The sequence below is a fragment of the Kitasatospora sp. NPDC114501 genome (assembly GCF_055633695.1).
On sequence record NZ_JBVKDS010000012.1, the window covers coordinates 67,125 to 89,288 of the forward strand.

Here is a 22,164-nt window from a genome sequence, read left to right on the forward strand (position 1 = left end):
TGACAGCTGACAACTTTTGAAATCTGTCAGCTGAAATCTGTTGTCTGTCATCTGTTCGCCCCGGCTGTCGACGGTTACTTCGGCGCGTCCACGCCCGCGGCCTTGGCGATGTCGCCGAGCATCGCGTCGGCGGCCTGGACGCCGATGCCGGACATCCAGGTCTCGTCCGGGACGTTGAACACCTTGTTGTTCTTGACGGCGTTCAGGCCCTGCCAGACCGGGGTCTGCTGGACCTCGCTCTCCTTGGTCTTGCTCGGGTCGTCGGCGGTGGTGACGAACACCAGGTCCGCGTCGGCCTGGTTGATCTGCTCGGCGCTGACCTCGACGATGTTCTGCTCCACGTCCTGCGAGGCCGGACGGGCCAGGCCGACGTCCTTGAGCACCACGCCGCTGTAGGAGGACTTGGCGTACAGGCGGGTCGGGCCGGCCACGAAGCGGACCACCGAAGCCGTCGGCATGGTCCCGTTGTTCTTCGCCTTGATCGCCTCGCCGAGCTTCTTCGCCCGCGCCTCGTAGTCGGCCAGCGCCTTCTTGGCGTCGTCCTCCTTGCCGAGCGCCTGGGCGTACAGCGCGAGGTTGTCCTTCCACGGGAAGCCCGTGGTCTCGGCCAGCACGGTCGGGGCGATCGCGTTCAGCTGGTCGTACACCTTGGCGTGGCGGACCTTGGAGGAGAGGATCAGGTCGGGCTTGAGGGAGGCGATCAGCTCCAGGTTCGGCTCGTTCATCGGGCCGACGTCCTTGGTGTCCTTGATCTTGTCCTTGAGGTAGTTCGGGAACCCGCCCTCGGTCTTCATGTGCGGGGACACCGCGCCGACCGGCGTGATGCCGAGCAGCGTGACGTCGTCCAGCTCGCCGCTGTCCAGGACCACGACGCGCTTGGGCTGGCTCTTGATCTGGGCCGTCCCGGCGGCGTGCTTGACGCTGCGCGGGAACCCGGCGGCGGTGCCGGCCGGGGCGGAGGAAGCGGACGACGCGGAGTCGCCGCCCGACTTGGCGCCGTCCCCGTTGCTGCCGCAGGCGGCGAGCAGGGTGGTCGAGAGGGCGACGGCGAGGACGGCGACAGGGAGTCGGCGATTCATCGGGGTTCCTTGGATCGGGTCGAACAGGGGGACGGGAAGGGGAGTTCGGCAGCGGTGGGGCCGGTGAGGTCACCAGCCGGACGAGGTCACGAGCCGGACGGGATGGCGCCGCCGCGTCGGCGCGCCAGCGGCACGACCAGCGGAGTGCCGGTCTCCGGGTCGGGCACGACCCGGCAGGGCACCTGGAAGACGGTCTCCACCAGTTCCGCCGTCAGGACCTCCGACGGCGGGCCGGCGGCCGCGAGCCGGCCGTCCTTGAGCACGACCAGGTGGTCGGCGTACCGGGCGGCCTGCCCGAGGTCGTGCAGCACCATCACGACGGTGCGCCCGGCCTCGGCGTGCAGGTCGGAGACCAGGTCCAGGACGTCCAGCTGGTGGCGCAGGTCCAGGAAGGTGGTCGGCTCGTCCAGCAGCAGCAGGTCGGTCTCCTGGGCGAGCGCGAGCGCGATCCAGACCCGCTGGCGCTGGCCGCCGGAGAGCCGGTCCACCTGGCGGTCGCGCAGCTCGGCGGTGCCGGTGCGCTCCAGCGCCTCCTCGACCGCGGCCTGGTCCGCCTTGGACCACGGGCTGAGCATCCGCTGGTGCGGGTAGCGCCCGAGGCGCACCAGCGCCTCGACGGTGACGGCCTCCGGGGTGACGGGCTGCTGCGGCAGCAGGCCCATCCGCTTGGCGAGCGCACGGGCGGGCATCCGGTGGATGTCGGAGCCGTCCAGGGTGACCGTCCCGGCGGCCGGGTCGAGCAGCCGGACCAGCCCGCGCAGCAGCGTGGACTTGCCGCAGGCGTTCGGCCCGACGATCGCGGTGACGGCGTTGCCGGGCAGTTCCAGGTCGAGCTCGTCCACGATGGTCCGGTCGCCGTAGCGCAGGCCGAGGCCCCGGGCGGCGAGCCGGTTCGCGGCGGCACCGGCGGCACCGGCACCGGCGGTACCGGAGGCCGTACGGGAGGCCACGGCAGCCCCGGCAGCCCCGGTGGTCGTCTCGACGGAGGTCATCAGCTGCTCCTCTGGGGAAGCCGGCCCTGGCGGATCATCAGCACCAGGAGCCAGGGCGCGCCGAGGGTGGCGGTGACGGCACCGACCGGCAGGCCGTGGACGGGGATCACGTGCAGCACGAGGAGGTCGGCGGAGAGCAGCAGCACGGCGCCGGTGAGCGCGGTGAGGCCGAGCGTGCCGAGGGTGGGCGGCCCGGCGAGCAGCCGGACCAGGTGCGGGACGGCGAGCGCGACGAAGGCGACCGGCCCGGTGAGCGCGGCGGCCAGCGAGGCCAGGGTGATGGTGAGCAGCAGCAGCCAGAGCCGGTCCCGGGCGGGGTTGAGGCCGAGGCCGCCGGCCGAGTCGTCGCCGAGGTCGAGCACCGCGACCCGCCGCTGGCAGAGCAGCAGGGCGACGGTGGTCAGCGCGATGGCGGTGCCGCCGAGCCACACCTCGGTCCAGTTGCGGCCGTAGAGCGAGCCGGTGGTCCACTGGAGCGCGGAGGAGGACAGCTCGGCCGGGAACCGTACGATCATCAGGTTCACGGCGGCGGCCAGGCCCTGCTGGACCGCCAGGCCGACCAGCACCAGCCGGGTGACGGCCATCTTGGAGCGCCAGGCGAAGCCGCCGAGCAGCAGTGCCGCGAGCAGCCCGCCACCGACCGCGGCCAGCGGGATCAGCTGCTGGGAGGCACCGGTGGCGAGCATCAGCGCCGCGCCGAAGGAGGCGCCGCCGGTGATGCCGATGGTGTCGGGGGCGGCCAGCGGGTTGCGGAACAGCCGCTGGAGCATCGAGCCGGCCACCGCCAGCCCGGCGCCCGCGATCAGCGCCGAGACCACCCGGGGCGCGCGGAACTGCTGCACCACCAGGACGTCCCCGGGTTCGCCCTGGCCGACCAGGGCGCGCAGTGCGTCCCAGGCGGAGATGCTGAGCCGCCCGGTGCCGAGCGCGATCCCGGTCAGCAGCACCAGCAGCGCGGCGGCCACCAGCGACCAGACGGCGGTACGGGTCCGGCGGCGGGCGAGGGCCCGCACCGGCAGGGCGATCGCGCTCACTTGGCCACCTTCCGGGCCAGCACCGCGAGCAGCGGCGCACCGAGGAACGCGGTCACGATGCCGACCTCGATCTCGGACGGGCGGACCACCAGCCGGCCGAGCACGTCGGCGGTCAGCAGCAGCACCGGGCCGGTGATCAGGCAGCCGGGCAGCAGCCAGCGGTGGTCGTTGCCGAGCAGCGGACGGACCAGGTGCGGGGCAGCCAGTCCGACGAACGCCACCGGTCCGGCCACGGCGACCGCGCTGCCCGCGAGCAGCACGACGGCCAGCCCGCCGACCACCCGGATCCGGGCCACCGGCACGCCCAGCGCCTGCGCGGTCTCGTCGCCGAGCGCCAGCGCGTTCAGTGCGGGCGCGATGGCGAGCGCGCCGACCAGGCCGAGCACGAGGAAGGGCAGGACGGGGGTGAGGGTGTCCAGGTGCCGCCCGGCGATCGAGCCGGCCAGCCAGAACCGGGCCTCGTCCAGGGTGCGGTGACTGGCCAGCATCAGCGAGGAGGTCCAGGAGGTGAGGACCACGGTGAGCACGGTGCCGCCGAGCGCCAGCCGGACCGGGTCGAGGTCCCCGCCGCGCCGGGACATCGCGTACGCGGCGACGGCGGCGACGGCCGCGCCGGCGAAGGCGAACCAGACGTACTCGACCGTACGGGCGAGGTCCAGCGTGTAGATCGCGGCGACCACGAAGAGGCTCGCCCCGGCGTTGATGCCCAGGGTGATCGGGGATGCCAGCGGGTTGCGGGTGACACCCTGGGCGACCGCCCCGGCGACGCCGAGCGCGGCCCCGACCGCCAGTCCGATGAGCGTGCGCGGGACCCGAAGGCCCGTCACCACATCGGCGTCACCGCCGTGGGCGGCACCGGTGAGGGCGTCGATCACGGTGGAGAGCGGGATGGATCGGGAGCCCAGCGCAAGGCTCAGGGCGGCACACAGCACGAGCGCGCACGCGCCGGCGAGCAGCAGCAGGGGCTGCCGGATCGCCGGAGAGCGGGGTGTCGCCGGGGCTGTGGGCGCCGGTGGGTCGGTTCTCAGCACGAAGAGATATCTTAGGTTAGGTTTACCTAATCTCGTCAAGCTTTCGGTCGGTTCGACCGATTGGGCCGATGGGCCGACCGGTCGGCCACCAGTGAACCGACCGGTGGGCCGGGCCTGGTCGCCGGGTGCTGTGATGCATTGTAAGGTGAGCCTCACCTTAATCGATCATCCAGAATCGATCGGGAGTGTCAATGGTTCCCGGAACACCCCTGTCCGTCGCGCCCGTGACGCCCGTCGCGCCCGTCGCGCCCGTCGGGCCCGGCGCGCCCGTCGCGTCCTCGGCGCTGGCCGCCGACTACCGGCGGCTGGTGGAGCTGTGCCCGGTGCTGGAGCTGCGTCTGCTGGACGCCGCCGAGCCCGATCCGTGCGCCGCCGACGGCTGGTACTCCGGAGCCGAACTCGCCACCGACGAACGGGCACTGGCCGCCGCCCTGGCCGGCGCGGAGGCCCGCATCGCCGACGAGCACGGCCGCGCCCCGCGGCCCCACGTCACCGCCTCCCGGCTGCTCCACCACTACGCCTGGTCGGCCTGCCTGCTGATCGCCGGCCCCTGGTACCTCGCCCGCCGGGTCCCGGTCATCGCCCCCGGCGACCTCTGGCTGCACGCCCCGACCGGCGAGCTCGCGCTGCGCCCGCGCGGGCACGTCGCCCTGCCCGGCGACGACGAACTGCGCGCCGAACTGCGGACGGCCGTGGTCGCGCACCTCGGGCCGGTGCTCGCCGCGTTCGCCGGGCCCACCCGCCGCCGCGACCGCGCGCTCTGGGGCATGGTGACGGACGACCTGGCCTCCGCCATCTGGTACCTCGGCCGGATGCTCGGTGAGCAGGACGCCTCCGTCGCCGCCGACGAGGAGGACGCGTCCGTCGCCGCCGCCGAGGCCGTCCTGCCCGGCGGAACCCAGCCGCTCCCCGGCGGCGCCGACTTCCGCCGCCTGCACACCCCCGACGGGCGCGCCCACCACACCCGCACCCGGCTCGGCTGCTGCCTCTACTACGCGGTCGGGCCCGCGGCGACCGCCTGCCTGACCTGCCCGCGGACCTCCGACGAGGAGCGGCTGCGGCGGCTCTGACGGCTCGTCCGCATCCCTGCCGCGCAGCACGGTTCCCGTTCCGTCGGCTGGAGGTGGCCGGCGGCACCCGGGTCGAGTCCCACAGCCCGTACGGGGACGAGCGCGGCGCGACGACGGCCGACCCGGACGGCTACCGGCCGGTGCTCCGCTCCCGCACCTGGGACGCCTGAGCCCCCGACTCCGTGACCGTTCCCGTAGGGCCCTCCGCTCGCGGTGCGGGGCCGGGCGTACGGCCTGCGGCGCCGCCGGGCAGCACCGCCACGCCCCGGTCCAGGTCGACGCCGAACTGCTGTGGCGCTCCGGTCTGCGCGTCGTCCCGCAGCACGAGCCGCTCCTGCTTCTGCTCGACCTGCACCTGCTTGCCCGGGCTGAACAGCGCGTGCAGCTCCTCCAGCCCGCCGACACCCACCCCCGTCCCCGGCCCGCGTTGCCTCGGCCGCGACGAGGACTCGTCCTGCACCTGCCACACCGCCAGCAGCACCATCCCCAGCACCGCCACGACCGCCGCCGCCACACCCACGATCCACCCCATGCCCGCTCAACGCCGCCGTGGGGCCGCGGCGTTCCCGACGCGAACCGGGGGAGCGGGGCGGGCGCGGTGTGACGAAAGGCGCGTGGGCGGGGGCGGGCCCACCGGATACGCTGCGGACGAGCCGATAAGGAGCGCCCTCACCATGCCCGTGCGCGGAACCCTCGTGGACATCCCGACGGCGGACGGCACCGCCGACGCCTACCTCGCCCACCCCGACGACGGCCGGGCCCACCCGGGCGTCATCCTCTACATGGACGCCTTCGGGCTCCGGCCGCACCTGGAACGGATGGCCGACCGGCTGGCCGCGGCCGGGTACACCGTGCTCGTCCCCAACGCCTTCTACCGCAGCGGCCGCGCGCCGGTCGTCGAACTGCCGGAGCTCATCGACGTGGAGCGGGCCGACGAACTCTTCGCCCGGATCATCCCGCTGCTCGACGAGCTCACCCCGGAGGCGACGTCCCGCGACGCGGACGCGTACCTGCGCTGGCTCGCCGAGTCCCCGCTGGTCCAGGACGGCCCGGTCGGCCTGACCGGCTACTGCCGCGGGGCCCTGCTGGCGCTGCGCACGGCCGCCAGCCATCCGGACCGGATCGCGGTCGCGGCCGGATTCCACGGTGGCAGCCTCGCCACCGACAGCCCCGACAGCCCGCACCTGAGCGCCGGCCGGATCACCGCCGAGCTGTACTTCGGTCACGCGGACGACGACCCGTCGCTGCCGCCCGAGCAGATCGCCCGGCTCGCCGAGGCCCTCACCGCCGCCGGTGTCCGGTACCGGGCGGAGGTCTACACCGGGGCCCCGCACGGCTACACCCAGGCCGACACCACCCGGTACGACGCGGCGGCCGCCGAGCGGCACTGGGAGGCGCTCCTCGGCCTGCTGAAGCGGGCGTTGCCGGCCTGACGGCCCACTGATTGACCGACCTGCCGACGTGTCGACCGGCCGCTCGCAGGCCGTGTGGAACCGGGCGGAACCGGAACCGGGCCCCGGGGGAGGGGCCGGACGACCGATCCAGGGGGGATCGCCCATGAACACCAGTCAGAGTGAGCGGAGGGCGTCCGCCCGGCCGGGCCTGCGGAGCGTCCAGGAGGCCATCGCGCGGGCGCTCGGCGAGCACCTGCCCGGCGGCGTCCGCACCGGCGAACTCGACCGCGGCGACCTGGACCCCGGCGAACTCGACCGTCGCGGACGGCCGTTGCGCTGGGTGGAGGCCGGCCGGGGCGGTGCCGTGCCGGTGGTCCTGATCGCGGGCTGCGGCACCACGGCACTCACCTGGTCGGCCGTCCTGCCCGAACTCGCCCGGTACGGACGGGTCGTGGCGTACGACCGGGCCGGGCTCGGCGCCAGCGCGCCCGGGCGTGCCACCGCTTTGACCCTGGACGGCCAGATCGCCGACCTGGCCGCCCTGGTGCAGCACCTGGACGCCGGGCCAGCCCTCCTGGTCGGGCACAGCTGGGGCGGCCAGCTGGCCCAACTCCTCGCCTGGCAGCGGCCGGAGCTGGTGGCCGGGCTGGTGCTGGTCGACCCCGGGCACGAGGAGTTCCAGCCGCGGTCCGTCCGGGTGGCCGAGGCCGTGCTGAACCGGCTGTGGCTGCTCCGGAACGCGCCGGCACGGGTGTTGCCGCCGACGGCGTCATCCGGGCCTGCGGGGCCGCTCGACCGGGCCGAGGCCGCCGTGATCGCGTACCGGCACCAGCGGCGGGCCGTTCTCGCCGAGCTGCGGATGACGGCCCGCGCGGCTCCGGAGATCCGACGGCGCCGTGCTGCCGCGCGGCCGCTCGCGATGCCGGTGGCGGTCCTGAGCGCGACCAGGGGGCTGCCCGGGTCGATGCGCCGCCGCTGGACCGCGTTGCAGGCGTGCATCGCGAGGAACGCCGCCCGGGCGACGCACAGCACCGTCCACGGCGCCGGTCACGTCATCCAGGCCGACCGTCCCACGGCGGTCGTCGCGGCCGTCCGAGAGGTTGCGGATCACGCCCGATACTTCCGCAAGGTCTGACAATTCGTGCTCAATTCCTTTTCGGACCTGGACTGCTGAGCCTGCGACACGCTCTGGCACACTGTGTGCCGATGACCCGTCGGGGCGGGGCACGAAACACGGGGGAGCAGGAGTATGAGCGGGGTGGGCACCGTGCTCGGCGGCCGGTACGAGCTGGTCGAGAAGATCGGCGGCGGCGCGATGGGCTCGGTCTGGAAGGCCGAGGACACCGTGCTGGCGCGGCAGGTCGCGGTCAAGATCCTCCGTTCGGAGCTGCTGGAGGACGACACCTCGGCCCAGCGCTTCCGCCGCGAGGCGCAGCTGGTCGCCGCCGTCGACCACCCCGGCGTGGTGGGCGTCCACGACTACGGCGAGAGCGGGGGCGACGGTGAGGAGCGCTGCGCCTACATCGTCATGGAGCTGATCGACGGCCGTCCGCTGGACCGGGTGCTCAAGGACACCGGCCCGATGACCGTCGAGCGCACCCTCGACCTGGTGGCCGGCGCCCTGGACGCGCTGCACGCCGCGCACCGGCGGGACATCGTGCACCGGGACATCAAGCCGTCCAACCTGATGGTGCGCGCCGACGGACGGGTGGCCATCACCGACTTCGGCATCGCCCGGGCGCTCGCCAGTACCAAGCTCACCGCCCCGTTCGCGATCATCGGCACCGCGCTCTACATGTCCCCGGAGCAGGCCGAGGGGGCGAACCTCGGACCGGCCACCGACCTCTACTCGATCGGCGTGGTCTGCTACGAACTGCTGGTCGGCGAGCCGCCGTACTCCGGTGACGGCCCGCTCCAGATCGCGCTCAAGCACGTCAACCAGCCGGTGCCGGAACTGCCGGACACCTTCCCGGCGCCGGTGCGGGCGCTGGTCGCCCGGGCGCTCGCCAAGAAGCCCGAGGAGCGGTACGCGGACGCCGCCGAGATGGCGGCGGCGGCCCGTGCGGCGCGTGCGGGGGTCGGCGGCCCGGTCGGCGAGCCGGGGCCCGCGAAGCCCGGTGCGGCGGACAGCGGCACCATCCCGCTCCGGCCCGGCGCCGGAGCGGCGGCCGGGGGCGGTGCGGCGAACGTCGGTGCGGCGAAGGCGGGCAAGGGCGGCGCCGTGGACCTGGCCAAGGGCGGTGCCGCGGAGCCCGCCGAGGCGGGGGCCGTGGTGGTGCCCGCGGACGGCACCCCGGCGCCGGACGAGGTCGCGAAGGTGGAGCCGCAGGCGCAGACCGAGCCAGGCCGTCGACGGTCGCGGCGCACCCTGCTGGTGCCCGTCGTCATCCCCGTCGTCATCTCGATGGGTACGGCGACCGTGCTGCTGATCGACCGCGGCGCCGGCAACTCCGATGCCGCCCAGCCGCCCGCCGCCCAGCCGACCGTGGTGGTCACCGCCCCCGTGAACCCGGGCGCCGCCACCTCGGCGCCCGCGGCCACCACCGCGCCCGCCGCCCCGACGCCGACCGACACCCCGGCGGCCACCCCGGGCCCGGACCAGCAGACGCCCGGCGCCGCCCAGAACCAGCCGCAGGTGCCGGTCCCCCCGGCCCCGGCCGCGGGTCAGGGCGCCGGCGGCGCGAGCGGCGGTTCGGGCGGCAGCCGGACCGGTGGCACCGGGACCGGCACCGGTACGGCCGTGGGCGGGTCGTCGGCCGGTCAGGCCAACCAGCCCGGTGGCGGCAACCCGCCCAACCCGCCCGCCAACCAGAACCCGCAGCCCCCGGCCCAGACCACCGGCGGCGGGACCACCAGCGCCCCGCAGAGCCCGAGCCGGCCCGCGTCCTGCGGCGGCACCAGCTGGAGCACCATCGTCAGCGTGAAGGACGGCCGCGCGATCGGGATGCGCGACGACAACCTGAACGGCGACAACCCGATCGTGGTCGGCGGCCACGCGCAGTACGGCTGGGTGCGCTCGACCAACCCCGGCGCGTGGATCCTCTTCAACGCCTGCAACAACGGCGGCCCGCAGATGGTCCAGACGATGGACGGGAAGGTCGCCCTGAGCGGCGGCTTCAGCTTCCTCACCAACTGGTCCGTCCGCACCGGAAGTTCGGCCGGCTCCTACACCCTCGGCGACTACCAGGGCCAGAGCTGCATGACCAACAACGGCCCCGGCGGCGCGGTCACGATGGTCACCTGCACTCCCGGCAACACCGCCCAGGAGTGGCGGTTCCAGTAGCGGCGGCCCGCCGGCCGCCAACGTGAACTGAACGGGCTCCTGAGGACCGTGGGTGCCGGTCGGGCGAGGAACGGCGGGGGCGACGGTGAGCGGACCACCGTCGCCGCCGCCGCGTGATGCCTGACGATACGTCGATTACCTTCCCAGTGCAGCCCCGGTGGTGGTTCGTGGCACGGAGGATGGTGGTCGGCGGAGTGCGGGGCGCGTGTGAGCGCCTTCAGTCGGCTCCTGTGCACCCGGAGATCTCGACCATCACGGTGGTAGCGGACAACTCCTGGGAACGGCTCGCCCTGCCGCTCCTCACCCGCCCGCCGGAGCCAGGTCCCTGCGGATCTCGTCCAGGATCAGCCCGGCCCCGGTGTAGCCGATGCCCAGCATCCACAGGTTGTCGTCCACCCGGAACACCCGCCCGCCGCGCACGGCGTCCAGGTTCCTCCAGAGCGCGCCCTCGGTGATCTTGCCCTGGTCGGACTTGGCCGCGTCCCCGTACACCGAGTAGAAGATGGCGTCGGCCGCCGCCTGGTCCACCTGCTCGGGGCTGATCTCCATGGAGAAGCCGGGCTTGTCCTGGTTGGCGGGCCGTCCGAGCCCGAGGTCCTTGAACAGCGAGCCGACGAAGGTGTCGTTCAGGTAGAGCCTGGTCGGCGCGCCCGCCAGGAAACGGGCCATCGCGACCCGGGTGGCCGCCGCCCTGGCCGGTCCGCCGAGCGCCGTGACCAGGTCCCGCAGCTTCGCCCGGTACGCCGCGTCCGCCGCATCGGCCTCGGCCTGGCGGCCCAGTGCCTCGGCGTGCAGTCGGACGTTCTCCTTCCAGGTCGGCCCGGTGGTCCTGGAGAGCACCGTCGGCGCGATCTTCGACAGCTCGTCGTACCGCTTGTCGTCGCGGACCTGGTTGCTCAGGATGAGGTCCGGCCGCAGCGCCGCGATCGTCTCCAGGCCGGGCTGGCCGATGGCCCCGACGGGCTTCGTCCCGGCCAACCGCTCGGCGGGCAGGTACGCGGGGAAGGAACCGCCCGCAGTGACGGTGGTGACGCCGACCGGGCTGAGGCCGAGGGTGACCACCGAGTCCAGCGCGTCGGTGTCCAGGACCACTACCCGGCTCGCCCGCGCCGGCACGGTGCTCTCGCCGCGCGCGTGCCGGACCGTCCGGGTCCCGCCCGTGCCGCCCGGGCCGGACGAACCGGCGCCGGAACCGCCACTCGGCGCCGTGGTGCCGGACCCGCAGGCGGCGAGCGCCAGCCCGGGGGCGAGTCCGGCGGCGAGGCCGAGAGCGGCGCGGCGGCTGAGCGGTCGGGGCATCAGGGGCACCTCCAACGGACGGGCGGGGCGCCGGAATCCCTGCCCGCACGGCGGCCCGGCTACGCCTCGGACCCGTTCTCCCGTCGCTGGCGCAGGAGTTCGGCGTACTCGGCGTGCACCCGCCGGTCCATCGCGAGGGTGAACTGGGCGTCCGCGACCGTCCGTGCCAGCGGCCGGACCCGCATGATGCGCTCGGTGAGCCGGGCCGCCGTGCCGGGCGGCAGCGGGGTGTCGGCGGCCAGCGCGCTGAGCAGGTGTTCGCTGACCACCTCGATGAAGATCTCGGCTATGGCGTCCACGTGCTCCCGGGTCCGCCGGCTCGCCTCCAGCACCGCCGAGAGCGGCACCCCCTCCGCCACCAGCTCGGTGGTGGCCTCCATCAGCCGACGGCTGACGTGGGTGATGCCGTGCTCCTCGACGGTGATGTAGCCCTGGGCGATCGATTCGGCGGTGTTCTCCTCGGTGAGCTGGTCGCCGAAGGCGGCCCTCAGCTCCTCCCAGCCCAGGCGCACCGGGGTCTCGTCGGACCACGGCGCGACGATCGCCGCCTCCAGCCCGATCAGCTCGGCGACATCCCGACCGCTCTCGCCGGCGCCGATCAGCTCGGCGATGCCGCCCAGGGTGTGGCCGCGTTCGAGGAGTTCGGCGATCATCCGCAGCCGGGCCAGGTGCTCCTCGCCGTACCAGGCGATCCGGCCCTCCTTGCGGGGCGGCTGAAGCAGTTTGCGCTCGCGGTAGAAGCGCAGGGTGCGGGTGGTGATGCCGGCGGCCTCGGCCAGTTCCTCCACCCGGTACTCGCGTTTTCTGTCGCCCGCAGCAGCTCTGACCTTGTCCACGGCGATCAGCATAGGACCGCCGGCTCGGAAGGCTCCCCGAATCGGAGCCGTCGCGCTTCTTCCATCCGGTGTCAGCAAGGGCTACCCTGCCAACCGTGCCAGTGATTGCTGGCGCGATTGGCAGGGTCCCGGAGGCGAGTCGCCCCGGGAGGTTCCGGGGCCGCGAGGCCCCGGGAGAGCGCGACGATCACCGTCCCACCCTCAGGAGGTTGCCGCATGGCATCCAGCAGCAAGCGCCCCCGCTCCGGCGCGTCCGCAGCGGCCGACACCACTGCGGCGGCCGACATCACCGCTGCCCAGGAGTCCGTTCCGCACGTCAGGGTGGCGGTGATCGGCTCCGGCTTCGGCGGCCTCGGAGCCGCGGTCCGACTGCGTCGCGCCGGGATCACCGACTTCGTGGTCCTGGAGCGGGCGGACTCGGTCGGCGGCACCTGGCGCGACAACAGCTACCCCGGCTGCGCCTGCGACGTGCCCTCGCACCTCTACTCCTTCTCCTTCGCGCCCAACCCCGACTGGCCGCGCAGCTTCTCCGGTCAGCCGGACATCCGCGCCTACCTGGAGAAGGTCGCCACCGTCTTCGGCCTCCGCCCCCACCTGCGCTTCAACACCGAAGTCCTGGAGGCCCGTTGGGAGAGCGAACAGACCCGATGGCGGATCACCACCTCGGCCGGCCAGTGGACCGCCGACGCCGTCGTCTCCGCCGCCGGACCGCTCGCCGACCCGCAGATCCCCGACCTGCCCGGACTGGCCGGCTTCCCCGGCAAGGTGTTCCACTCCTCCCGCTGGGACCACGACTTCGACCTCACCGGCAAGCGCGTCGCGATGGTCGGCACCGGTGCCTCCGCCGCCCAGATCATCCCGTCGATCCAGCCCGAGGTCGGCAAGCTGACGGTCTTCCAGCGCACCCCGGCCTGGGTGCTGCCGCGCCGCGACCGCGAGATCACCCAGCTGGAGAAGTGGCTGCACGGCCGCCTGCCGGTCACCACGAAGATCCGCCGCGGCACCCTCTTCGCACTCCGCGAGCTCCAGGTGGACGCGTTCGTGCGCCGCCCCGGACTGCTGCGCCTGGTCCAGCAACTCGCCGAACGCCACATCGCCCAGAGCGTCTCCGACCCGGCGCTGCGCGCCAGGCTCACCCCGGACTACCGGATCGGCTGCAAGCGCATCCTGCTCAGCAACACCTACTACCCGGCGCTCGCGGCGGCCAACACCGAGGTCGTCTCCTCCGGCCTGCGCGAACTGCGCGGATCCACGCTGCTCGCGGCCGACGGCAGCGAGCACGAGGTGGACGCGATCGTCTTCGGCACCGGCTTCCACGTCACCGACATGCCCATCGGCGCCCGGGTGTTCGGCGTCAACGGCACCAGCCTGGCGGAGGAGTGGAAGGACGGCATGGAGGCGCTGCGCGGCTCGACCGTGCGCGGCTTCCCGAACCTCTTCTTCGTCATCGGGCCCAACACCGGCCTCGGCAACAGCTCGATGATCCTGATGATCGAGTCCCAACTGAACTACCTGATCGACGCGTTGACCACGCTCGGCTCGATCGGCGCCGCCGCGATGCAGCCCACTGCGCGGGCCCAGCGGCAGTGGAACCTCGAACTCCAGCACCGGATGGACCGCACCGTCTGGACCACCGGCGGCTGCCGCAGCTGGTACCTCGACCCGAGCGGCAGGAACACCGTGCTCTGGCCCGGGTCCACCACCGCGTTCCGCCGGGCCACCCGCAGGGTCGACCTCGGCGAGTACGAACTGATCATGCGCGGCGCACCGGCCGCCGCCCGTACTGTCCAGGAGGTCTCCGCGTGACCCGCGTCCACCTGCCCGAGGAGTACGAACCGCCCGTTCCGGTGGAGGAGTTGAGCATCCGATCGGCTGACGGCATCCGGCTGCACGCCGAGGTGCACGGCCAGCCCGGCGCGCCTACCGTGGTGCTCGCGCACGGCTGGACCTGCTCGACCGCCTTCTGGGCCCCGGTCATCCGCCGACTCGCCGACCGCTACCGGGTGGTGGCCTACGACCAGCGCGGGCACGGGCGGAGCGAGGTCCCGCCGAGCCGGGCCCGCTACTCGACCCGGGCACTCGCCGAGGACCTGTCCGCCGTACTCGCGCGGACCGTTCCGGCGGGTGAGCGGGCCGTACTGGCCGGGCACAGCATGGGCGGGATGACCGTCATGGCCGCCGGTGGCCGCCCCGACGTCGCCGAACGCACCGCCGCGGCCGTCCTGATCTCCACCGGCTCGGGCGACCTGGTGGCCGAACTCACCGTCCTGCCGCCCGCCGTACGCGCCCGGGGCCTGCGGCGCTTCCTGCACCGGCAGCTGCTGCGCTCCCGGATGCCGCTCGGGCCGGTCTCTCCGGTCAGCCGGGCGGCGCTCAAGTACGCGACCATGGGGCCCGGTTCGCCCGCAGGCCAGGTCGAGGCGACGGCCCGGATCGTGCACGCCTGCCCGACCGCGGTCCGCGCCAACTGGGCCGCAGTGCTGGACCGGCTGGACGTCCGAGCCGGACTCGCCGGGCTCGCCGTGCCCACCGCGGTGGTGGTGGGCACCGACGACCGGCTGACCCCGCCGGTGCACGCCCATCGGATCGTCGCCGAACTCCGGGACTCGCAAGGGCTGTTGCTGTTGCCCGGGGTCGGCCACATGGCGCCGCTGGAGCGTCCGGAGGAGGTCGCCGCCGAGATCCACCGGATGGCCTCCGCGTACCTGAGGTCCGTGCCCACTCCTGCTTCCGACTCCGCCGAAGAGAGGACCGCCGTCGCATGAACGCGATCCCGCCGTTGTCCGCACAGGTCGTCGTCGTCACCGGGGCCGCGCGCGGCGTCGGCGCCTCGCTGGCCCGCAACCTCGCCCGGCGCGGAGCCAAGGTGGCCCTGCTGGGGCTCGAGCCGGAGGAGCTGAAGACCGTCGCCGCGCAGTGCGGCCCGTCCGCGACCAGCTGGGAGGTGGACGTCACCGACCTCGACGCGCTCGAGGACACCGCCCGGCGGATCCAGGAGCACTACGGGCGCATCGACACCGTCGTCGCCAACGCCGGCATCGCCATCGGCGGACCGCTGACCGACAGCGACCACAGGGCGTTCAGCCGGGTCATCGAGGTCAACCTGCTCGGCAGCGTGGCCACCGCGCGGGCCTTCCTGCCCGCGCTCGTCGAGAGCCGGGGGTACCTGCTCCAGATCGCCTCACTCGCCGCGCTGACCCCGGCGCCGCTGATGAGCGCGTACTGCGCCAGCAAGTCCGGGGTGGAGGCCTTCGCCCACTCGATCCGCGCCGAGGTGGCCTTCCAAGGGGTCAAGGTCGGGGTCGGGTACCTGAGTTGGACCGACACGGACATGGTGCGCGGAGCCGACGAGGACGCGGTGCTGAAGCAGATGCGCTCCCGGCTGCCGTGGCCGGCGAACAAGACGTACCCGCTGGAGCCCGCGGTGGACCGGATCGTCGCCGGGATCGCCCGCCGGTCCGCCCACGTCTACGCGCAGGCCTGGCTGCGCGGGATGCAGCCGGTCCGCTGGCTGCTGCCGACCCTGATCGCGGTGGTCGGCTCCCGGGACGTGGCCCGGCTCGCCCCCCAGCTCGCCGCCACCGCCGCCAGCCGCCTGCGCGCCGTCGGCGCCGGGGGTGCGGCGGACACGGCGGTGCGAGGGAGCCGGAACGGGGCGGGGGACTGAGGGCTGACGGCGAACGGATGGCAGGCGACATCTAACAGATGACAGATTTCATAATCTGTCATCTGTCATCTGTTAGATGTTAGTTGTTCGCTGGCCGCTGTCCCGCCCCCCCAGCGTGCGCCCCCGTTCCCCGCGATCCCCGCCAGTGTCTCCAGCGCCCGCGCCAGTACCGGCAGCGGCGGTGATGCGAGCCCGACCCGGACGGCGGAGGGCGAGCGTCGGGGATCGACCGCGAAGGCCGCCGCGGGCGTGACCGAGATTCCGGCGCGCGCGGCCTCCGCGACGAACGCCTCCGCCCGCCAGCCCGTCGGCAGCTCCCACCACAGGTAGTACGAGCACGGGTCGGACCGCAGTCGCTGCCCCGTCAGCAGCTCGCGCGCCAGCAGCTGCCGGGCCGTCGCGTCGGCCCGCTTCGCGGCCTCCACCGCGGCCAGCGTGCCGTCCCCGATCCAGCGCACCGCGGCCTCCAGTGCGAAGCCGCTCGGCGTCCACCCGCCCGAGCGCAGCGCGCCCGCCACCCGCTCCCGCAGCGCCGCCGGGACGACCGCGAACCCGGTGGTCAGCCCCGGGGCGAGCCGCTTGGAGAGACTGTCCACGAGTACGGTGCGCTCCGGCGCGAGTGCGGCCAACGGCGCCAGGTCGGGCCGCAGGAACGACCAGATGGCGTCCTCGACCGCCGGCAGGTCGAGCCTGCGCAGCACCGCCGCGAGCGCCGCCGCCCGCTCGGGCGGCAGGCTCGTACCGAGCGGGTTCTGCAGACGCGGCTGGACGTACACCGCGGCCAGCGGTCCGGCCCGGTGGGCGGCGGCCACCGCGTCCGGCACCACCCCGTGCTCGTCCACGGCCAGCGGCACCAGCACGATGCCCAGCCGCTCCGCCACCGCCCTGACCACCGGATAGGTCAGCTCCTCCACGCCCAGCCGCTGCCCGGGCGGCACCAGCGCGGACAGCGCCCCGGCGATGGCCTGTCGCCCGTTGCCGGCGAACAGCAGTTGCTCCGGTCCGACCTCCCAGGCGGCGTCCGCTTCGACCTCCCGTGCGACCTTCCCTGCGACCTCCCGGGGGCCGGCCGACACCAGTCCCGCGAACGCCCGCCGGGCCGCGCCCGTCCCGGCCGCGCCGACCGGCCGCAGTGCGTCCCCCAGGGCGTCCGGCCGCAGCAGCGGCGCCAGTCCGCCCGCCAGCAGCTCGGCCTGCCCGGGGACGGAGGGGTAGTTGAGCTCCAGGTCCACGGGGGCGGCGGCGGGTTCCGCGAGCGCCACCCGGGCGCCGTCCGGTGCCCGCCCGGCCCGGACGAAGGTCCCGCGCCCGACCTCCCCGACGGTCAGTCCGCGCCGGGCCAGCTCCCGGTAGACGCGCGCCGCCGTCGAGGCGGCGATGCCCCGGCCGCGGGCGAACGCGCGCTGGGTGGGCAGCTGCTGGCCGGGCCGCAGCCGCCCGTCCGCGATCTCGGCGGCGATCCGGTCGGCGATCAGGCGGTAGTCGTCCATCGGCGGTCGGCCCTCCCGTGGTCCCTCGCAGGGCCGCCACGACGACCGGCCCGCTGCCCCGCATTGCACCGAGTGCAAAGTCATCATTGCATCGACCGATTGTCCGCCCTAGCCTCCTCGCATGGACGCGTTGACATCGGCCGTGGATGGCCGGGCCGTGCTGGGCATCGCCGCCGTGGCCCTGGGCATGGTGCTGTCGCCCGGGCCGAACATGATCTACCTGGTCTCGCGCTCGATCGCGCAGGGCCGCCGCGCCGGGCTGATCTCGCTGATCGGGGTCGCGGCCGGCTTCCTGGTCTACCTGGTCGCGGTGACGGCGGGGGTGGCCGCCGTGTTCTCGGTGGTGCCCGCCCTCTACACCGCGATCAAACTGGCCGGCGCCGGATACCTGCTCTGGCTGGCCTGGAAGGCGGTCAAGCCGGGTGGTACGGCGGTCTTCGCCCCGCAGCAGCTGCCGCCGGACCCTCCGCGCCGACTGTTCGCGATGGGCTTCCTGACCTGCCTGCTCAACCCCAAGATCGCCATCATGTACATCTCGCTGCTGCCCCAGTTCGTGGCCCCGGAACGCGGGCACGTCGCCGTGCAGAGCCTGCTGCTGGGCCTGATCCAGATCGCGATCGCGATCACCGTCAACGGCCTGATCGCGGTGAGCGCGGGCAGCATCGCGGCCTTTCTCAACCGCCGCCCGGGCTGGCTGCGGATCCAGCGCTACGTGATGGGCACCGTCCTCGCCGGCCTCGCCGTGCACATCGCCGCCGACCGCGCCAAGGCCGTGGCCGTCTAGACGAGTAGATCCGATGTGACGGTGGCCGAGAGCCCATGCGCGCGGCTGGAGGGCTGGCCAGGCCGCTCCGGCCGACCGCATCGCCGTATGGTGTGGTGGGTCTGCCGAGGCCAGGAACAAGAAGGTACTCATGGCGGTCGAACAACGGTGGCTGTTGGATGAGACTCCCTGGCCCGAGCAGGCCACGCTGGTCTACGGCGAGATGGTGGAGCTGACGACGCCGCATCCGCCCATTGCGAGTCTGGGCTGGCTTGGGCCGGAGATCGTGGGCAGCCGCGGTGTGATCGTCGGGTGTGTCATCAAGCAGGACGAACGTGACGGCTACGTCGGACCGCTCTACTCGGTGGAGACCGAGGACGGCACCCCCTGGGGGCTACGGCCGGAGTTCCTGATCTCCCGGAGAGAACTTCATCCCGCCATGCCACCCCGTTATCGGAGCGATCTGCCCGACGGAACCCGCGTCCGAATCCGCATCGAGTCGGACTCCCCGAGCGGGACGGCGGAAGCTGTCGGGGACGTCACCGGGATCTGGTGGACGACGTCCTTGGAGCCACCGAAGGGCTACATCGTGCAGGTCGGCGACGACGACCACTGCGTGACCCCGGAGCAGACCGAAGTCCTCTGACCCGGCGAGAACCTCCTTGCTGCGGTCAATGCCAGATGCCGTCAGTGGTCGAACGCGATCAGCGAGCGGGTGACGGGTGCCCCAGTCTGGTTGTTGTGCCAGATTGCGGTGGCCATTGCCAGGACTCGCCGAGCCACCCGGATCGCGACGCCCTCGAAGACTATGCCCTCGCGCCGGGCGACCAGATCGGCGTCGACTTCGAGCATCGCAGCCAGGACCTCGCGCTCGTCCAGCTTCGGGTGGGCCAGCGCCCACGGGATCGGCATGCCGGTCGGCGTGCACACCGGGTACAGGCGCAGTCCCCAGAACAAGCGGGAGTGTGAGGCGCAGTAGCCGTAGCTGGCCCAGCCCGCGAGGCGGACCGCTGGACGGTGGGGCGCGACATGCCGCACGGCACGGGGGTGGAGTCGGTGATCCACACCGTGTCGGTCCGGAAGTCGCTGTCCCGGGCAAGCTCTCGGATCACCCGCTTGATCAGCGGTAGAGCTGAACGGAGTCGCTTGTTTGGCCCGCGCGCTGAGGGAGGTACGGGAACATGCCGGACAGGTGTTTGTGCACGTAGCGCAGCCAGCGGGCCTCGGAGCGGTAGCCGAGTAGGGCCTGGGCCACCGCGAGGCAGACCAGAGGGTGCCCAAGTCGGTCGTCACAAACTGATCTTGGACACCCGCGCCCCTTTGGCGGGACGGGACTTCGGATCTACTCGTCTAGCGGGCCGCGGCACCGCTGGCCACCCGCAGCGCCTCGTACCCGGCCTGGACGAACCGGCCGTCCAGCGCCGGAGCGGTGTTGGCCACCGCCGCGACGGCCGCCGAACCCTCCGGGGAGAACCCCACGAAGGAGGTGAACCCCCGGGTGCCGCCACTGTGGAAGTAGAGGTCCCGGTCGCCCGAGCGGCGGTGCATCCACACCAGGCCGATCCGGTCGGTCGAGTGCGGCAGCCGCAGGCGCACCCGCTGGACGTCCCGCAGGGCGGCACCCAGCCCGCCGCCCGGGTCCGCGGGCCGTTCACCGTCCGGCTCGGCCGGCGGTCCGCCGTCCAGGTGCGCCCGGAGGTAGCGCAGCAGGTCGGTCCCGTCGGCCCGGACGGCGCCGGCGCCCGGCAGTCCGGGGATGCGCCAGGGCGGGAGCGCCCGTCCGCGCCGGTATCCGACGGCCCGGCCCGGCGGGTCCGGGTCGCAGGTCGTGGAGCGCAGTCCCAGGGGGCGGCAGACCCGTTCGGCGAGCAGGTCCCCGTACGGCATCCCACCGGTCTCGGCGAGTACCCGTCCGAGCAGGCCGACCCCGTAGTTGGAGTACCCGTACCGGCTACCGGGCCTTCCCCGTACGGTCGTTCGGGCCAGACCATCCCTCAACTGCTCGTCGCCGTACGTCTCGTACGGATTGCTGAACCAGGCCGGGACGGCCTTCGCCAGCAGTCCCGGGGGGAGCCCGGGCAGGCCCGAGGTGTGGGTGGCCAGGTGCAGCAGTCGGATGGGTTCCGCCGACCGGACCTTCGCCGCGCGCCAGCAGTGCGGGAGCCGGTGCTCGACCGGGTCCTCCAGGGAGAGATCGCCGCGCGCGGCCATCTCGGCGAGCAGCAGTGCGGTGAACGTCTTGCTGACGGAGCCGAGTTCGAAGACGGTGCCGGGGGTGCAGGGCGGAGCGTTCGGGGCCCGTCCGGTCCGCCCGAAGCAGCGTACGTCCGTCTGGTCCCCGCGAACCAGGGCGACCGTCACGGCGGTGGCGTACGGCCGGGCCGCCCGCACCACCGCCGCGACCGCGGCGTCCAGCTCGCTCGCGTCCGGCCCGTTCGTGTCCAGACCGCTGCCGTCACGCCCGCCCGCGTCACGCCCGCCCGCGTCACGCCCGCCCGCGTCACGCCTGCGGGCGTCGCGCCCGTTCGGGTCCGGCCGGCTCAAAGGGCCACCGGCGTGCCGCCGAGTGCCCGGGAGAGGGTGACGGTGGAGGCCACGACCCCGACCACGGCGGTGTGGCAGTGCTGGCGGAAGTCCTCCTCCGGGTCGTCGTTGTCCGGTGCGGAGCCCTCGCAGCGGATCATCCCGTCCGCCTGCTGGGCCGCGGCCAGTGCCTCCCAGCCGGCGCGTCCGGTCACCGGTTCCCCGATGCAGGAGTCCACGATGAGCAGTTCACCGGCGAGGTCCCACTGCTCGATCTCCAGCCAGATGTCGAGCCAGACCGGCAGCCAGTCGCGCAGGTAGTCGCGCATCGGCTCGGGCAGGCACTCGGGCCGGGCGCCCCAGTCGGTGAGGTGGAAGACGGTGTGGGTGACCTGGTAGGCGATCACCCAGGCGATGGTCCATGGCTCGGGGAGGGCGCCCAGCCAGGTGTTCCGGGCCAGCCTGGGCCAGTCCGGCTGGGGTTCGAGGCCGGAGATCCGCCGGGCGTTGGCGAGGGCGAGGTGGCGGCTGCCCTGGATCTCGACGGCGTGTACGGCCCGGAGCCGGCCGATCGAGGTGAGCAGTTCCTCCATGGGGGCGTGGCGGTATCCGGACCGCGCGAAGTGGCCGTACGTCTCCAGCGGGTCGACCAGGGTGACGTGCCGCAACTGCCGTTCGAGCAGCAGGTCGCCCTCGCCCAGCTGGGCCCAGGCGGCTTCGAGGAGTTCCTGGGCGAGACGGGCGTCGTGCGGGCCGGCGACGCCGTCGCGCAGGACCAGGGAGGAGGCCAGGGCGGCCTCGCAGAGCGGCTTGTAGACGTCCTCAGGGTCGGCCAGGTCGACGATGGTGCTCTCCTCCAGCCGGCTGTAGCCGCGCTGGTAGCCGGCGTGCAGCCAGGCCAGTGACCGGGAGCCGAGCTGTTGGGCGGTGGCGAGCACCGCGGTGTCGGTCATCTCCGAGCCCCGTTCAACAGGCTCTGGGCGATGGTGAGTTCGAGGGCGGAACGGGAGGTCCCGTCGCCTGCCAGCCGGATCCGGTCCAGTACGGGTTCGATCTCCAGCCGGAGCGGTAGGCCCTCCGCTTCGGCCCAGGCGAGCCACCGGGCCAGCCGGACGGCGGTGGTGGGGTCGCGCCGGAGCATGCAGCGGACGGTGCCGCGGGCGAGGTCCAGGGTGTGTGCGCGGGCGGCGTCGTGCATCGGGCCGTCCAGCGTCGGCAGTGCCAGCGAGGACAGCTGGGCCATCCGCTTCGACCACGTCTGCCAGCCCACGTCCTCCGGCCCGGACAGCGGCGCGGGTGCTTGCACGGCTGCCCCGTACGGTGTGCGGGCGAGCAGTCGGCCGGCCGCCCAGTCCTGCCACCCGATCACCAGGGCGGCCTCCGCGGAGGTGGGGGTCGGGGCGGGGAAGGCGACTCGCGCCTCGGCCAGCAGGGCGGCGGTGGTGCCGTCGGGCTCCGCGCCGGTGAGCAGCTGCGGTGCGAACACGTCCGCGCCGAGCACCCGTACCGCGGCCAGCAGCGGGCGGGGCACGAGGGTGTCGGGGTCCGCGAGTGCGGCCGTGCCCTCGCCGTCCCGGAGGACGGCGAGGGTCCGGTCCGCCACCCGCTCGACCGCCGCGGCGTACTCGTCACGGAGAGGGGTCTCGGCGGTTGGCATGGCGATCGGGTCCCCCTTCAGGAGGGTTGGTCACGGGCACGAGGCC

The 22,164-nt window shown here is 73.7% G+C and carries 21 protein-coding genes and 1 pseudogene; 10 read left to right on the forward strand and 12 right to left on the reverse strand.

Annotated features, from left to right (window positions below):
* Nucleotides 1-74: 74 nt before the first annotated feature.
* The 4 genes from ACZ7RU_RS22750 to ACZ7RU_RS22765 all read right to left on the reverse strand — a co-directional run bounded on the left by ACZ7RU_RS22750 (nt 75) and on the right by ACZ7RU_RS22765 (nt 4,079).
* Nucleotides 75-1,079 (reverse strand): ABC transporter substrate-binding protein, encoded by a 1,005-nt coding sequence (locus ACZ7RU_RS22750; protein ID WP_470342768.1) that lies wholly within the window; start codon nt 1,077-1,079, stop codon nt 75-77.
* Nucleotides 1,080-1,165: 86 nt separating this feature from the next.
* Entirely contained in the window at nt 1,166-2,071 is a 906-nt protein-coding gene (locus ACZ7RU_RS22755) for an ABC transporter ATP-binding protein (protein ID WP_470342769.1), read from the reverse strand.
* Nucleotides 2,071-3,105: a FecCD family ABC transporter permease gene (locus ACZ7RU_RS22760; RefSeq protein ID WP_470342770.1), complete on the reverse strand. Its 1,035-nt coding sequence runs from the start codon at nt 3,103-3,105 to the stop codon at nt 2,071-2,073. Before ACZ7RU_RS22760 ends, ACZ7RU_RS22755 begins: the two co-directional genes overlap by 1 nt.
* Nucleotides 3,102-4,079 (reverse strand): FecCD family ABC transporter permease, encoded by a 978-nt coding sequence (locus tag ACZ7RU_RS22765; RefSeq protein WP_470342965.1) that lies wholly within the window; start codon nt 4,077-4,079, stop codon nt 3,102-3,104. Before ACZ7RU_RS22765 ends, ACZ7RU_RS22760 begins: the two co-directional genes overlap by 4 nt.
* A gap of 281 nt (nt 4,080-4,360) precedes the next feature.
* Between ACZ7RU_RS22765 and ACZ7RU_RS22770 the strand changes: the two genes are divergently transcribed.
* Entirely contained in the window at nt 4,361-5,206 is an 846-nt protein-coding gene (locus ACZ7RU_RS22770; protein ID WP_470342771.1) for a (2Fe-2S)-binding protein, read from the forward strand.
* A gap of 53 nt (nt 5,207-5,259) precedes the next feature.
* Nucleotides 5,260-5,376, forward strand: a complete 117-nt coding sequence (locus tag ACZ7RU_RS22775; protein WP_470342772.1) for a hypothetical protein — start codon at nt 5,260-5,262, stop codon at nt 5,374-5,376.
* Here ACZ7RU_RS22775 and ACZ7RU_RS22780 read toward each other — a convergent pair.
* A complete protein-coding gene (locus tag ACZ7RU_RS22780; protein ID WP_470342773.1) occupies nt 5,337-5,738 on the reverse strand; it encodes a DUF6191 domain-containing protein in 402 nt (133 codons plus the stop codon). The two genes, ACZ7RU_RS22775 and ACZ7RU_RS22780, sit on opposite strands and share 40 nt — an antisense overlap.
* Nucleotides 5,739-5,880: 142 nt before the next feature.
* On the opposite strand from ACZ7RU_RS22780, the gene ACZ7RU_RS22785 reads away from it, so the two are divergent.
* The 3 genes from ACZ7RU_RS22785 to ACZ7RU_RS22795 all read left to right on the forward strand — a co-directional run bounded on the left by ACZ7RU_RS22785 (nt 5,881) and on the right by ACZ7RU_RS22795 (nt 9,883).
* Nucleotides 5,881-6,639, forward strand: coding sequence for a dienelactone hydrolase family protein (locus ACZ7RU_RS22785; protein WP_470342774.1), 759 nt, complete (start codon nt 5,881-5,883; stop codon nt 6,637-6,639).
* A 124-nt stretch (nt 6,640-6,763) separates the two neighbouring features.
* On the forward strand, nt 6,764-7,735 hold the full coding sequence (locus tag ACZ7RU_RS22790; RefSeq protein WP_470342775.1) for an alpha/beta fold hydrolase: 972 nt from the start codon (nt 6,764-6,766) through the stop codon (nt 7,733-7,735).
* A 114-nt stretch (nt 7,736-7,849) separates the two neighbouring features.
* Nucleotides 7,850-9,883, forward strand: a complete 2,034-nt coding sequence (locus ACZ7RU_RS22795; RefSeq protein WP_470342776.1) for a serine/threonine-protein kinase — start codon at nt 7,850-7,852, stop codon at nt 9,881-9,883.
* Nucleotides 9,884-10,183: 300 nt separating this feature from the next.
* Here the strand turns inward: ACZ7RU_RS22795 and ACZ7RU_RS22800 are convergent, their stop codons facing one another.
* Together ACZ7RU_RS22800 and ACZ7RU_RS22805 are read right to left on the reverse strand one after the other, a co-directional pair.
* Nucleotides 10,184-11,182, reverse strand: coding sequence for an ABC transporter substrate-binding protein (locus ACZ7RU_RS22800; RefSeq protein WP_470342777.1), 999 nt, complete (start codon nt 11,180-11,182; stop codon nt 10,184-10,186).
* Nucleotides 11,183-11,241: 59 nt separating this feature from the next.
* Nucleotides 11,242-12,030: a MerR family transcriptional regulator gene (locus tag ACZ7RU_RS22805; protein WP_470342778.1), complete on the reverse strand. Its 789-nt coding sequence runs from the start codon at nt 12,028-12,030 to the stop codon at nt 11,242-11,244.
* 204 nt (nt 12,031-12,234) lie between these two features.
* Between ACZ7RU_RS22805 and ACZ7RU_RS22810 the strand changes: the two genes are divergently transcribed.
* Genes ACZ7RU_RS22810 through ACZ7RU_RS22820 form a run of 3 tightly spaced genes read left to right on the forward strand, consistent with a single transcriptional unit; the run spans nt 12,235 to nt 15,685 of the window.
* Nucleotides 12,235-13,824 (forward strand): flavin-containing monooxygenase, encoded by a 1,590-nt coding sequence (locus ACZ7RU_RS22810; RefSeq protein WP_470342779.1) that lies wholly within the window; start codon nt 12,235-12,237, stop codon nt 13,822-13,824.
* Nucleotides 13,821-14,783, forward strand: coding sequence for an alpha/beta fold hydrolase (locus tag ACZ7RU_RS22815; protein ID WP_470342780.1), 963 nt, complete (start codon nt 13,821-13,823; stop codon nt 14,781-14,783). Before ACZ7RU_RS22810 ends, ACZ7RU_RS22815 begins: the two co-directional genes overlap by 4 nt.
* Nucleotides 14,780-15,685: an SDR family oxidoreductase gene (locus ACZ7RU_RS22820; RefSeq protein WP_470342781.1), complete on the forward strand. Its 906-nt coding sequence runs from the start codon at nt 14,780-14,782 to the stop codon at nt 15,683-15,685. Before ACZ7RU_RS22815 ends, ACZ7RU_RS22820 begins: the two co-directional genes overlap by 4 nt.
* A 65-nt stretch (nt 15,686-15,750) precedes the next feature.
* On the opposite strand, the gene ACZ7RU_RS22825 is transcribed toward ACZ7RU_RS22820, so the two are convergent.
* Nucleotides 15,751-17,175: an aminotransferase-like domain-containing protein gene (locus tag ACZ7RU_RS22825; RefSeq protein ID WP_470342782.1), complete on the reverse strand. Its 1,425-nt coding sequence runs from the start codon at nt 17,173-17,175 to the stop codon at nt 15,751-15,753.
* A gap of 121 nt (nt 17,176-17,296) precedes the next feature.
* Between ACZ7RU_RS22825 and ACZ7RU_RS22830 the strand changes: the two genes are divergently transcribed.
* Together ACZ7RU_RS22830 and ACZ7RU_RS22835 are read left to right on the forward strand one after the other, a co-directional pair.
* Nucleotides 17,297-17,959: a LysE family translocator gene (locus ACZ7RU_RS22830; RefSeq protein ID WP_470342783.1), complete on the forward strand. Its 663-nt coding sequence runs from the start codon at nt 17,297-17,299 to the stop codon at nt 17,957-17,959.
* 130 nt (nt 17,960-18,089) lie between these two features.
* On the forward strand, nt 18,090-18,584 hold the full coding sequence (locus tag ACZ7RU_RS22835) for a hypothetical protein (protein WP_470342784.1): 495 nt from the start codon (nt 18,090-18,092) through the stop codon (nt 18,582-18,584).
* A 41-nt stretch (nt 18,585-18,625) separates the two neighbouring features.
* Here ACZ7RU_RS22835 and ACZ7RU_RS22840 read toward each other — a convergent pair.
* The 4 genes and pseudogenes from ACZ7RU_RS22840 to ACZ7RU_RS22855 all read right to left on the reverse strand — a co-directional run bounded on the left by ACZ7RU_RS22840 (nt 18,626) and on the right by ACZ7RU_RS22855 (nt 22,118).
* Nucleotides 18,626-19,280: pseudogene (locus ACZ7RU_RS22840) on the reverse strand (transposase family protein).
* Nucleotides 19,281-19,288: 8 nt separating this feature from the next.
* Nucleotides 19,289-20,482, reverse strand: a complete 1,194-nt coding sequence (locus ACZ7RU_RS22845; RefSeq protein WP_470342785.1) for a serine hydrolase domain-containing protein — start codon at nt 20,480-20,482, stop codon at nt 19,289-19,291.
* Nucleotides 20,479-21,414: a DUF6895 family protein gene (locus ACZ7RU_RS22850; protein WP_470342786.1), complete on the reverse strand. Its 936-nt coding sequence runs from the start codon at nt 21,412-21,414 to the stop codon at nt 20,479-20,481. The genes ACZ7RU_RS22845 and ACZ7RU_RS22850 overlap by 4 nt, the downstream gene beginning before the upstream one ends.
* Entirely contained in the window at nt 21,411-22,118 is a 708-nt protein-coding gene (locus tag ACZ7RU_RS22855) for a hypothetical protein (protein ID WP_470342787.1), read from the reverse strand. The genes ACZ7RU_RS22850 and ACZ7RU_RS22855 overlap by 4 nt, the downstream gene beginning before the upstream one ends.
* Nucleotides 22,119-22,164: the final 46 nt, after the last annotated feature.

Excerpts from the sequence above, each read along its gene's own strand:
- ACZ7RU_RS22850 (WP_470342786.1), bottom strand. The coding sequence starts at position 21,414 with ATGACCGACACCGCGGTGCTCGCCACCGCCCAACAGCTCGGCTCCCGG.
- ACZ7RU_RS22805 (WP_470342778.1), bottom strand. The coding sequence starts at position 12,030 with ATGCTGATCGCCGTGGACAAGGTCAGAGCTGCTGCGGGCGACAGAAAA.
- ACZ7RU_RS22810 (WP_470342779.1), top strand. The coding sequence starts at position 12,235 with ATGGCATCCAGCAGCAAGCGCCCCCGCTCCGGCGCGTCCGCAGCGGCC.
- ACZ7RU_RS22780 (WP_470342773.1), bottom strand. The coding sequence starts at position 5,738 with ATGGGGTGGATCGTGGGTGTGGCGGCGGCGGTCGTGGCGGTGCTGGGG.
- ACZ7RU_RS22750 (WP_470342768.1), bottom strand. The coding sequence starts at position 1,079 with ATGAATCGCCGACTCCCTGTCGCCGTCCTCGCCGTCGCCCTCTCGACC.
- ACZ7RU_RS22855 (WP_470342787.1), bottom strand. The coding sequence starts at position 22,118 with ATGCCAACCGCCGAGACCCCTCTCCGTGACGAGTACGCCGCGGCGGTC.
- ACZ7RU_RS22830 (WP_470342783.1), top strand. The coding sequence starts at position 17,297 with ATGGACGCGTTGACATCGGCCGTGGATGGCCGGGCCGTGCTGGGCATC.
- ACZ7RU_RS22825 (WP_470342782.1), bottom strand. The coding sequence starts at position 17,175 with ATGGACGACTACCGCCTGATCGCCGACCGGATCGCCGCCGAGATCGCG.
- ACZ7RU_RS22785 (WP_470342774.1), top strand. The coding sequence starts at position 5,881 with ATGCCCGTGCGCGGAACCCTCGTGGACATCCCGACGGCGGACGGCACC.
- ACZ7RU_RS22800 (WP_470342777.1), bottom strand. The coding sequence starts at position 11,182 with ATGCCCCGACCGCTCAGCCGCCGCGCCGCTCTCGGCCTCGCCGCCGGA.
- ACZ7RU_RS22820 (WP_470342781.1), top strand. The coding sequence starts at position 14,780 with ATGAACGCGATCCCGCCGTTGTCCGCACAGGTCGTCGTCGTCACCGGG.
- ACZ7RU_RS22835 (WP_470342784.1), top strand. The coding sequence starts at position 18,090 with ATGGCGGTCGAACAACGGTGGCTGTTGGATGAGACTCCCTGGCCCGAG.
- ACZ7RU_RS22755 (WP_470342769.1), bottom strand. The coding sequence starts at position 2,071 with ATGACCTCCGTCGAGACGACCACCGGGGCTGCCGGGGCTGCCGTGGCC.
- ACZ7RU_RS22790 (WP_470342775.1), top strand. The coding sequence starts at position 6,764 with ATGAACACCAGTCAGAGTGAGCGGAGGGCGTCCGCCCGGCCGGGCCTG.
- ACZ7RU_RS22795 (WP_470342776.1), top strand. The coding sequence starts at position 7,850 with ATGAGCGGGGTGGGCACCGTGCTCGGCGGCCGGTACGAGCTGGTCGAG.